We start from the raw sequence: 12,004 nt of genomic DNA on the forward strand, positions 1-12,004 counted from the left end.
ATACCATTAGATAATTTATTTTTTATTATATCTTCAATAACCTTACTAGCGTTTTCTTTTAATTTTAAATTATCCCTAAGAATAATATTATTTATATTATCTAATAGTCTAGTTTTGTCCATATATTTTTTTATATTTTCATCTTTAAATTTTTCTTTTATTATATTTTTTGTTTGCTCTGAAAATTTGTTAGATATATCCATAATAGTTTGATTTTGATATACAGATATTATTTCAAATATTTTAATACCTATAATATTTTGCTTTTCTGTACTCTTTAAATATTCAATAACATTTTTTCTAATACTATTATAAACCTTATCTGTATTTAAAAATAGCCCTGTAAATGTTCCTACATTTTCTTCTATTATATTTTTAACAAAAATACTTAATTTCTCATTTAAATTATTATCTGTTTCTATTTTTTTTGCTATAAAATTACATATTTTAGGAACATTTTCAAATATAGCAATTTTTACATCTAATATACTTTCATTGTCTATTATATAAGATAATTTCATATTATAAATATCTTCTTTAAATTTTTTATTATTAATAAGATTTATTATAAATTGTTCTGTCTTTTCTTTTATTTGTTTATTTTTATCTGGGTTATCTATATAATTAAAAACCTTTTCAACAATAAGATTAGAAAATACCTTTTGGTTACTTTCATTGTCTAAAAATGCTTTTATATTATATAGTATAGTTTCTTCTATATTGGATAATATACCATATTTTTTATCTTGGTATAAATTATCTAATATGTCATTTATTGTATAGTTACTTTCTTTTAAATTATTAAAACTTTTTTCTATCAATAAATATAACTTTTCTTTATTTTCATTAGAAAATAAATTTTCTTTTATAGTCTCTTTATTTAATACTTTTTCACCTATTACATTAGCTATTTTATTTGCCAATTTTTCACGTTCTTTTGGTATAAGCCCTGGTGTAAAAGGTACTCTAACTTTACCTATATATTTAGGGTTATGAGGAATAAATAACATCTTTATAGCCAGCCAATTTGTAAAATAACCAATTATAGCACCTAAAACTGGTGGTATTATATTATTTAGCATTTTATTTTCTCCTTTGCTGTGTATATTATAAAAATATACGATTTTTAAATTATTTTGTTTGATTTTTTATATAATATTGTGGTAAAATAGTTATAATAAATTAAATTTTTAATAAAGGAGGGAATTATTATACCTAAGACAAGTAAAAAAAATAAAAAAGCTACTAAAAATGATAAACATAGTATGAAGTTTATTATTTTGTTTTTTGGATTTTTCTCTATAATAATTATATCTACTATCATTTATAAAATTCCCGTAAATATAATAAGCTATTCAAATGATAACATAACAAAAATAATTATAGAAGGTAAATCTACAAATGAATATTTAAGTATAGAAGATACCAGTACTATAGGTTCTGTTGTAAATTCATTACAAAAAGAAAAGTTTATTAGGCAAAATTTTAATATGAAAAATATAGGGTATAACGTACATATATCTTTTTTAAAAGATGATACAGTATTAGACACCTTAATAATACATTCTGATAATTTAATACAAAAAAATTCTACCACATATAAATTACAAAATTCTAAATCTATAAAATATATACTAACTCTGTTAGAAGAACAATTAAAAAGACCCTCTAAGTAAAATATTTAAGAGGGTTTTTTATTTATTACAATTAAGATATATAGGAATATCTGTTTTTGAATACAAGTAATTACCTATCTAATTTTAAATGTTTAGGTAGCCCATCTACCATAATAGGATAAACTTCCCCTTGTATAAGTGGTTTTATATATTGTATAAGCTCATCACATACTGTTCCATTTTCATTATCAATCCACTCTAAAGGAACTTTTTTCTCTATATTAGCTATATCATAAACATTGTGAGATTTCATATTTATATTATAAGGTGCATTGCTTGTCCTTTCAAAAATAACAACTTTACCATTTTCACCAGATAAAGCTATATTAACAGCATAAATACCTGCTAAAAAGCTTTCATTTATATCAACCTCTGACATACAATGGCTAGCACACCTTTGTGTTGTGTTAAGCTCAATAGCTCTTGTTTTACATCCAAGGTTTCTATATAATATTCTAGCTAAATTATTTGCTGTTCCACTTAAAGATTTATGTCCAAAACAGTCCAATAATGTATTTTCTTCTTCTAGCTCACATATATTAATACCATTTTTATTTTTAATGCCCTCTGATATGGCAATAACTATACTTTTTTTTGTTTTCTGTAATTTTTTAACTTTACTTATAAACTTCTCTATATCAAATACCACTTCTGGCAAGTATACTAAATCTATACCAGAACAATCGTTAGATTTTGTAATTGCTGCTGCTGCTGTAAGCCAACCAGCATTTCTACCCATTATTTCTATTATAGTAACATTTTTAGCATCGTATACTGTTGCATCTTTTATAATCTCTTTAACAGTTGTAGCAATATATTTACAAGCACTACCAAACCCTGGAGTATGGTCTGTAACAGCTAGGTCATTATCAATAGTTTTAGGAACACCTATAAACTGTACTTTCTTATTTTTAGATGTAGAATATGTATGTAATTTTTTTATAGTATCCATAGAGTCATTTCCACCTATATATAAAAATTTATCTACATCTATTTTTTCTAGTATAGAAAATATTTTTTCATATATTTGTTCATCATCTTCCATATTAGGTAGTTTAAATCTACAAGAACCTAAATAAGCTGAAGGTGTTCTTTTTAAAAGCTCTATATCCAAATCTGTTTGTATTTCTTTGTTAAGCTCTACATATCTCTCCTCTAAAAGACCTTGTATACCATTTACCATACCATAAACTTTTATACCGTTGTCTTTACCACCTTTAAAAACACCTGCTAAACTAGCATTTATAACAGCTGTTGGCCCTCCAGACTGACCTACTATGATATTTCCCATTTTTTTATAAGTCCTCCTAAAATAGTTTTATTTAATATTATAACAAATTTTAGCATTATTTACAATAATTTTTTATATGTAATTTATATTTGCATTAAGATAGCTGGTATTTGCTTTTCTGTTATCCTGTCCAAATTTAAAAATTTGTATGCCCCTAAAACTTTTTCATAATCTAAATCATATATGTAAGATAAATCTTTTGCATTATAAAAATATGGAGAACCACATTCAATTTCTCTTTTTATCATTTTACAAATAAAACTTGTCCCATTTAACATTATATTTATAAAATTTCTTCTATTTATCTCATTTTGGTTTACCTTAAATAAAATATCTTTAAGCTCATCTTTACTTATTTCTAATATGTAAGCTACTTCTTCATAACTCATATTTTCACTTGTCTTTAAAAATATATCTATTTCTTTAATCTTAGGGACTATTATATTATTATACACATCTATTGGTTTTTTACTTTCCATATACATACCTCTCTTGATTTTTTACATAATAAAATTATATCATTTATAAAAATTTATGCTATATAAAAATAATGGTATATATAATAATAATTACAATATATGCCTTTTATTTACATTAATAATTTTTCATTTACAAAACAAAAAAATTTTTATATAATTAATTTGTGACAATTTAATTGGAGGTACCTAATGAAAAAAAATAAAAAAGGACTAAAAACATCTATTATAGCCGCATCTGTAACTACTGTATGCTTTGCATCATATAAAATTTTAAAAGCTAAATATCCAGATAAATTTGAAAATTTTAATACCTATTTAAAAAATAATTTACTCCCTAAAAATAATGTAAATGATAATATAGAAAATGATGCAAAAGAAAAAGTATATAACATTGCTACTAAGCAAATATCAACAAAACCCCTAGAAAAAACTCCTATTAATAACCCTTCAAAAGATGATACAAATAATATTGTCGATGATAATAATACCGCTAGCTCTGTAACTATTGATAATATTGATAATACTGATACTATAATTATTAATAATAATAAAAATAATATTAATGAGGATATTATCAATTTTAATGAGGATAACATTAATGAAGATATTATCAATTTTAATGACACTAATATCATAGATAATACCAATGTAAATTATGACTTACCAAAAAAAGAAATGGAGGAAGACATAGAAAAATATCTAGATGAATTATCAACTAATAATAATGAAACTATTATATTACCAGATAAATATATAGAGCAAGAAATTAGATATCAATTATGCCTAAACAATGATGATATTATTACAAAGCCTATATTACAAAAGCTAGAACGCATTGACTTTTTTGAAATAGATGATAATGATATGTTTCATTATTGTGATTTTTTAGGAACATATACTAAAATTAAATCTATAGTTATAGATTCTTTAAACCCTTTAAAATATGGTAACGATGCAGAAAAATCTAATTCTGTATACTGTTTAAAAGATGTCTCTCCTTTAAACAATTTAATTTATTTAGAAGAGCTTAGCTTTAACTGGGGAATAGAAAATATAGACTTTTCTTCTCTAACAAAACTAAGTAACTTAAAAAAATTAGAAATAAAATTTGGTATGTTAAATGATATATCATTTATATCAAATTTTAAAAATTTAGAACATCTTGAAATTATGTTATCTAATAACATAAGCGATTTATCCCCTATACTAGAATTGTCAAAATTAAAAAGAATGTATATATACACAAATAAAAAAGTTGATACAGATATTTTTAAAAACATTAGCTCATTAAAATATTTATATATTAATGGAGAAAGTGTTGGCCTATAATAGATAAAAAAGATTAAAAAAACTACCTAAATATTTAGGTAGTTTTTTAATATATATTACTCTGTAATTTTAGCGTGATTAACTTTTACACCAGGTCCCATAGTTGTAGAAAGCACAATGCTTTTTAAATATTGACCTTTAGTAGCAGCTGGTTTAGCTTTAATTACAGCAGCCATAAGAGTTTGGAAGTTATCATTTAATTTTTCAGCTCCAAAAGAAACTTTTCCAACTGGAACGTGAATAATGTTAGTTTTGTCAAGACGGTATTCAATTTTACCAGCTTTGATATCTTCAATAGCTTTAGCAACGTCCATAGTAACAGTACCTGCTTTAGGGTTAGGCATAAGACCTTTAGGACCTAATACACGTCCTATACGTCCTACAAGACCCATCATATCAGGTGTAGCAACGATAATATCAAAATCAAACCAGTTTTCATTTTGAATTTTTGCAACCATATCTTCAGCACCAACATAGTCTGCACCAGCTTTTTCAGCTTCTTCAGCTTTAGGTCCTTTAGCAAAAACTAAAACACGAGCTTTTTTACCAGTACCGTGTGGTAATACAACAGCACCACGCACTTGTTGGTCAGCGTGTCTGCTATCAACACCTAAACGGATATGTGCTTCAACTGTTTCATCAAATTTAGCAGTAGAAGTTTTTAAAACTAATTCAACTGCTTCGTTTGTGTCATAAAGCATAGATTTATCAATTAATTTTTCTTTTTCGAGATATTTTTTTCCTCTTTTCACAATAGTTCCTCCTTATGTGGTAATAGCGGGATTTTCCCTCCCACTTAATATACTGAATTATTAATCTTCTACAACAATACCCATACTTCTAGCTGTACCGCTAATCATAGACATAGCAGCTTCAACAGATGCAGCATTTAAGTCTGGCATTTTTAATTCAGCGATTTTTCTAACTTCTTCTTTAGATATTTTTGCAACTTTTGTTTTGTTAGGAACACCAGAACCAGATTCTAATTTACAAGCTTTCTTTAAAAGAACAGCAGCTGGTGGAGTTTTTGTAACAAATGTAAAACTTTTATCTTGGTATACAGTGATAACAACAGGTATAACAAGACCAGCATCTTTAGATGTTCTTTCGTTAAATTCTTTACAGAATCCCATAATATTTACACCGTGTTGACCAAGAGCAGGACCAACAGGTGGTGCTGGAGTAGCTTTACCAGCAGCTATTTGTAATTTAATATAACCAGAAATTTTCTTTGCCATTTTTAGGCACCTCCTAAGTAATGTGGTAATTAGCGGGACTTTCCCTCCCACGGTATAAATCTATACCAGTAACAGTTGTAACAGGGATATTATCCCATTTGTTGAACTTGGTGAAATCCTAGCTCAACTGGAGTTTCTCTCCCAAAGAAATTAACATTAACAATAACAACCTTTTTGCTAATATTAACCTCTTTAACAACACCGCTAGACTTAGCAAATGGCCCTTCTTTTATAAGGACTACATCTCCTATTTCTATATCGCAAGTGTTTATAAATGTTTCTATACCCATAGACATAACCTCGTCTTCTGTTAAAGGAACTGGCTTAGACCCAGGACCTACAAAGCTAGTTACACCACGAGTATTACGAACAACATACCAAGTATCATCATTCATTATCATCTTAAGAAAAACATACCCTGGGAAAATCTTTCTTTGTATTTCTTTCTTTTTACCAGATTTTGTAAGCTCATACCCTTTTTGAATAGGTACAACAACCTCTGTTATAACGTCATACATTTGTCTATTCTCTATAATTTTTTCAATGTTTGCTTTAACATTGTTTTCATATCCAGAATATGTGTGTATAACATACCATTTAGGGTTTTCTTTAGGGGCAGTTTTAGATGCAAACTCTTCTTCTAAAAGATTAACATTATTTTCAAGATTAGAATTATTAACTAATTCTTCATCAAAGTTTTGATTTAAATCATCATTTTTTTCCATATAATCATACCCTTTTAACTTATGCCATTAATTTAATTATATTTTGTATGATAAAGTCAATACCCAAATCATAACCAAAAATAATTATTCCAACAATTAAACATATAACTATTACTGTAAATGTTTGTTTAGCTAAAATTTTTCTACTAGGCCAAGTTATTTTCTTAAATTCTGTCTTATGCTCTGAAAAAAATCCACCAGTTTTTTTAGTTTCTTTTTTACTAGACTTTTTAGTTTTAGAAGAATCTGATGATACATTTTTAGTTTGTTCATTATTCTCTTGCATACTTTATCAAACTCCTTTCGATAAACTAGAGAGAATTATTTAGTTTCTCTGTGTAAAGTATGTTTACCACAGAATTTACAGTATTTTTTTGTTTCCATTCTGTCTGGATGTACTTTTTTGTCTTTCATTGTGTTGTAGTTTCTTTGTTTACAATCAGTACACGCTAAAGTAATTTTTGTTCTCAAGACTTCCACCTCTCTTGTATTTTTATTTATGCAAAAAAAAGACGCACATTACGTCAATGTTATGTTAACACAAATATTATATGTTGTCAATGGTTTTATAAACTTTTTATTTAAAGGCAATGTTAAAGTTATACTTTAATATTTATCAATTATTAAAGAAATTATAAAAAGCCTAAAAATAGGCTTTTTATAATTTCTTATCCAATTGTACATCATATAATCTTTTGTAAATGCCATTATTAGCTATTAATTGTTGGTGATTTCCACTTTCTTTTATTTCACCTTTATGCATAACTATAATTTTATCTGCATTTTGTATTGTAGATAACCTATGAGCAACCATAATAGTTGTTCTATTGTTCATTAGAGTTTCTAAAGCATTTGTTATAAGCCCTTCTGTTTCTGTATCTATATTAGATGTTGCCTCGTCTAATACTAATATTTTAGGGTCATAAGCCAATGTTCTTGCAAAAGATAAAAGTTGCCTTTGTCCTGCTGATAAGGTACTACCACGTTCTGTTACAGGTTCATCATATTTATTATTTAATTTTTCTATAAAAGAACTCGCATTAACCATTTTAGCAGATTGTTTAATCATTTCATCAGATATATTTTCATTATTTAAGGATATATTACTTTTTATATCTCCTGTAAATATAAATACATCTTGTTGCACTTGCCCAATAGCACTTCTTAAAATATCTATATCTATGTCTTTAATATTAACATCATCTATTAATATTTCACCTTTTTGTATATCAAAATATCTACCTATTAAATTTAATATAGATGATTTACCAGCACCTGTTGCCCCAACAAAGGCTACTTTTTCTCCTTTATTTATAGTAAAGCTTACATCTTTTAGTATGTAGTCCTCCCCTTCATAAGCAAACCATACATTTTTAAATTCTATTTTACCATTTATATTTATGTCTTTAGGATTTTTAGGAGAAACTATGTCTTGCTTTTCCTCTAAAATAGAAAATATCTTTTCTGAAGATGCAATAGAAGATTGTAATGTTCCAAATTGCTCTGCTAAATCTTGTATAGGTTCGAAAAATGAATTTATATAGCTTATAAAAATGTACAATGTTCCAACAGATAATGTTCCATTTAAAACAGATATACTTCCATCTCCTATTATAATAATTAAAGCTATTACAGATACAAAATAAATACAAGGTCTAAAAATAGCAAATGTCATAACCTCTCTCCAGTTAGCACGGTAGAGCTCTTCACTTTTGTTTTCAAATTCTTGGTATTTTTCTTCTTCTTTAGCAAAAATTTGTATAAGTTTCATACCAGATATATGCTCTGCCAAAAATGTGTTCATTTCTGTAATTTTATTTCTTGTAACACGATAAGCAACCCTAGAAAAATGCTTAAACATAAAGGTTAATGCTCCTACAATAGGCAACATTAAAAATGATAATAAGGCAAGCTTTACATCTTTATAAAACATAACTACTGCAAAACCAAATATTTTTACTAAATTTTTAAATAATTTAATTAGTATAGTTGTAAAAAGCTCATTTATAGATTCTGTATCATTTGTAACTCTAGTAACTAACTTGCCAAAAGGCTCTTTATTAAAAAAGTTTGTAGATAGACTATGTATATGTTCAAAAACTTGCTTTCTCATTTTAAAAATAATATTTTGTCCCATATTTTGTAAAATTAATGTGTTTATAACATTTAAAACAAATCCTATCAACATTATTAAAAGGTACAATCCTGTTGCATATAAAATACCTGTAAAGTCATATTTTCTAAGTTCTTTTAAATCTTCTTTTTGTAATAAAGTTGCATCATTTAATACAACCTTTTCTAAATCCTTAGCAGTTATTTTTTGTAGATTTTCAGATTGCTGTTTGCTTATTTTTTCAACCATATAATATTTATCTTCAAATAAAACTATTTGATAAATATTGTTATCTTTTATTTCACTTTCTTTAAAATCTTTTGTTAAATATACATCTTTATATGCTACTGAATTTTTGCCATCTTTTGTTGTTTCTATATATGGTTTGTAATAACCATTTATATTATTATCTATTGCATTACCTATAATTATTGGCCTATAAAGCTCTATAACAATAATAAAGAGGACTAGTATAGTAGCAAAAAATATAGTCCACTTATGTGGCTTTAGGTATACTAATAATTGTTTCATATATTTTCCCCCCTACATATCATTTATCTCTTTATTAATATTTTTTTCTTTTTCTTCTAAAGCTTCTTCTAGCTTCTGTTGTTCAAACATATCTTTGTATATGTCATTATTATCTATAAGCTGTGTATGTGTACCAACTTCTCTTATTTTGCCATCGTCTAAAACCATAATAACATCTGCATTTTTTATTGTTGATATACGGTGTGCTATTAATATAGTAGTTTTACCTTTTCTATTTTCTTTTAAGTTTTTAAGTATACTTTCTTCTGTGTTAGTATCTACTGCTGATAAGGCATCATCTAATATTAATATAGGTGCATCTTTTATTAAGGCTCTAGCTATCGAGCTTCTCTGTTTTTGCCCACCAGATAAAGTGACCCCTCTTTCACCTACTATTGTTTCATACCCTTTTGGAAAATCTATAATATTATCGTGTATACAAGCTTCTATGGTTGCCTTTTTAATTTTTTCCATTTCTTCTTCTTCCATACCAAAAGCTATATTAGATTTTAATGTGTTAGAAAATAAGAAGTTATCTTGTGGTACATAAGCTATATTTTCTCTTAATGTTTTTAAAGGAATACTATTTATATCTTTGCCATCTATAAAAATCATACCATCATTTGCATTATAAAGGTGTAATAATAAATTTACAAGGGTACTTTTACCATTACCTGTTTTGCCTATTATAGCTAATGTAGTGCCATCTTCTACTTTTAAGTTAATGTTGTTTAATGTAGGTTCGCTATGTCCTCTATGTATAAATGTAAGGTTTTTAAATTCTATTTTACCTTTTATCCTCTCTATGTCCTCAACGTCATCTCTATCAAAAATTTCTGGCTTTTCATCAAAAACATCTTTTATACGTTTTAAAGATGCTCCACCTTGAGATAACATAGTTATAGTTTCTCCACAAGCAAGCATAGGCCACACAAGCATAGATACATATTGGTTAAAAGCAACAAACTTACCTAAAGTTATTTCTCCTACTAATGCTAAATATCCACCATAAATAAGAGTTATTAAGCTACTTAGTCCTATTATTACATCTAATAATGGCATAACAACTGATTGGAGCTTAACAACACTTAGGTTTTTTTCTTTTGATAATAAATTTGCTTTATTAAATCTATAAAATTCTGCTTTTTGTCTAACAAAAGCCTTTATAACACGAACACCAGAAAAACTTTCTTGTACAAAATCTGCCATAGAAGATATAGCTTCTTGAGATTCCCTAAAACGTTTTTCCATTATTTTACCATAGTATATTTCACCAATACATATTAAAAGCATTGGTATTATAGCTATTAATGTTAATTTAATATTTACATCAACCATCATTTGAACAACAACCATAAGTGTCATAACTGTTGCATCAAATATACTTATAACAGTAGCTCCTATTGCTTTTCTAACAGCTGTTAAATCACTTAAAAATCTTGTCATTAAATCTCCTGCTTTATGCTCGTTAAAATATTCTACACTCATTTTTTCTAAGTGGTTAAACATACCGTTTCTTATTTCTTTTTCTATATTACGGGCAGCTCCAAATATAAAAAAACGCCAAAAAAATCGGCCTATTGCTATAATTAACCCTACACATATAATGCCTAGTATATAAATATATACATTTTTAATAGTTATATTATTTAAAGTAAGCCCATCTATTATTGTACCTGTTATTTTAGGTATTAATATACTCATAAAGTCTACAATAAATAACATTAAAATACCTGCAAAATATCTATACTTATATTTTTTTAAATAATTTAATATAAACTTAAATAACTGCATACTAAATCTCCTTAATATAATTTAATACTGTAAAATGATAAATCTATACTAGTTTTACCACTCAAATAAAGATAAGATTTATAATATTACTTCTCTTATCTTTATTTTATTAATATTTTTATTGATTATAACCCTTTTTTATCATCAAATACTTTTCTTACTTCTTCCATAAAAGAATCTATATCTTTAAACTCTTTATAAACAGATGCAAACCTTACATATGCTATAGGGTCTAATGTTTTTAGCTTTTCTATTGCAATTTCTCCTATATCCTGACTATTTATTTCTTTTTTAGTAGTTGTATATATTTTATTTTCTATCTCTTTTACAACCTGTTCTATATCATTCATAGGTATAGGCCTTTTATTGCAAGCTAATAAAATACCTTTTAAAAGTTTGTTTGTATCAAAAGGCTCTCTTGTCATATCTCTTTTAACAACAGATATTGGTATAATATCTAATTTTTCATACGTATTAAATCTTTCATTGCACTTTTCACATAATCTTCTTCTTTTAATAATAGTATTATCTTCTATACTCCTAGTATCTATAACTTTAGTATCTTCATTGTAGCAAAAAGGACATCTCATTATATAAAGTCTCCTTAAAATATAAATTTTAAAATATTATACCATATAACACTAAAAAATAACAGTAATTTTATATATTTTATTATACAAAATTAAAAAATAAAATTTTTAAATTTTTTCATATAAAGTCAAATATTTATATATATTTTTTATACATTATCTTTAATTATAAAATTGGACATAATCAAAAAAATGTATACTGCATAATATAAATAAGAAAGGAGATGTTAAAATGACA

At 25.9% G+C, this 12,004-nt stretch carries 13 protein-coding genes; 2 read left to right on the forward strand and 11 right to left on the reverse strand.

Features of this window, described 5'->3' with window-relative positions; all coding sequences use genetic code 11:
* The coding region (locus R5Z65_RS08490) for a DUF445 family protein (protein WP_317368516.1) at positions 1-1,082 on the reverse strand (1,082 nt) is incomplete at its 3' end.
* A gap of 183 nt (positions 1,083-1,265) precedes the next feature.
* Between R5Z65_RS08490 and R5Z65_RS08495 the strand changes: the two genes are divergently transcribed.
* Positions 1,266-1,676 (forward strand): hypothetical protein, encoded by a 411-nt coding sequence (locus R5Z65_RS08495; protein ID WP_317368518.1) that lies wholly within the window; start codon positions 1,266-1,268, stop codon positions 1,674-1,676.
* A gap of 70 nt (positions 1,677-1,746) precedes the next feature.
* On the opposite strand, the gene R5Z65_RS08500 is transcribed toward R5Z65_RS08495, so the two are convergent.
* Together R5Z65_RS08500 and R5Z65_RS08505 are read right to left on the reverse strand one after the other, a co-directional pair.
* The gene (locus R5Z65_RS08500; RefSeq protein ID WP_317368520.1) at positions 1,747-2,967 is read right to left on the reverse strand and encodes a 6-phosphofructokinase; all 1,221 of its coding nucleotides are present in this window, start codon (positions 2,965-2,967) and stop codon (positions 1,747-1,749) included.
* An 83-nt stretch (positions 2,968-3,050) separates the two neighbouring features.
* Entirely contained in the window at positions 3,051-3,446 is a 396-nt protein-coding gene (locus R5Z65_RS08505; protein WP_317368522.1) for a hypothetical protein, read from the reverse strand.
* A 189-nt stretch (positions 3,447-3,635) separates the two neighbouring features.
* Between R5Z65_RS08505 and R5Z65_RS08510 the strand changes: the two genes are divergently transcribed.
* Positions 3,636-4,775: a hypothetical protein gene (locus R5Z65_RS08510; RefSeq protein ID WP_317368524.1), complete on the forward strand. Its 1,140-nt coding sequence runs from the start codon at positions 3,636-3,638 to the stop codon at positions 4,773-4,775.
* Positions 4,776-4,831: 56 nt separating this feature from the next.
* Here the strand turns inward: R5Z65_RS08510 and rplA are convergent, their stop codons facing one another.
* The 8 genes from rplA to nrdR form a co-directional block, all read right to left on the reverse strand.
* On the reverse strand, positions 4,832-5,527 hold the full coding sequence (rplA, locus tag R5Z65_RS08515; RefSeq protein WP_317368526.1) for a 50S ribosomal protein L1: 696 nt from the start codon (positions 5,525-5,527) through the stop codon (positions 4,832-4,834).
* Between the two features lie 60 nt (positions 5,528-5,587).
* Positions 5,588-6,013, reverse strand: coding sequence for a 50S ribosomal protein L11 (gene rplK, locus R5Z65_RS08520; RefSeq protein ID WP_317368529.1), 426 nt, complete (start codon positions 6,011-6,013; stop codon positions 5,588-5,590).
* Positions 6,014-6,102: 89 nt separating this feature from the next.
* Positions 6,103-6,738, reverse strand: a complete 636-nt coding sequence (gene nusG, locus R5Z65_RS08525) for a transcription termination/antitermination protein NusG (RefSeq protein ID WP_317368531.1) — start codon at positions 6,736-6,738, stop codon at positions 6,103-6,105.
* 19 nt (positions 6,739-6,757) lie between these two features.
* On the reverse strand, positions 6,758-7,024 hold the full coding sequence (gene secE / locus R5Z65_RS08530; RefSeq protein ID WP_317368532.1) for a preprotein translocase subunit SecE: 267 nt from the start codon (positions 7,022-7,024) through the stop codon (positions 6,758-6,760).
* A gap of 35 nt (positions 7,025-7,059) precedes the next feature.
* Entirely contained in the window at positions 7,060-7,209 is a 150-nt protein-coding gene (rpmG, locus tag R5Z65_RS08535) for a 50S ribosomal protein L33 (RefSeq protein ID WP_250277503.1), read from the reverse strand.
* 187 nt (positions 7,210-7,396) lie between these two features.
* Positions 7,397-9,382 (reverse strand): ABC transporter ATP-binding protein, encoded by a 1,986-nt coding sequence (locus tag R5Z65_RS08540; protein WP_317368533.1) that lies wholly within the window; start codon positions 9,380-9,382, stop codon positions 7,397-7,399.
* A 12-nt stretch (positions 9,383-9,394) separates the two neighbouring features.
* A complete protein-coding gene (locus R5Z65_RS08545; RefSeq protein WP_317368535.1) occupies positions 9,395-11,176 on the reverse strand; it encodes an ABC transporter ATP-binding protein in 1,782 nt (593 codons plus the stop codon).
* Positions 11,177-11,301: 125 nt separating this feature from the next.
* Positions 11,302-11,766: a transcriptional regulator NrdR gene (nrdR, locus tag R5Z65_RS08550; protein ID WP_317368537.1), complete on the reverse strand. Its 465-nt coding sequence runs from the start codon at positions 11,764-11,766 to the stop codon at positions 11,302-11,304.
* Between the last annotated feature and the right edge of the window lie 238 nt (positions 11,767-12,004).

The organism is uncultured Tyzzerella sp. (assembly GCF_963558545.1).
Classification (GTDB): domain Bacteria; phylum Bacillota; class Clostridia; order Lachnospirales; family CAG-274; genus Tyzzerella.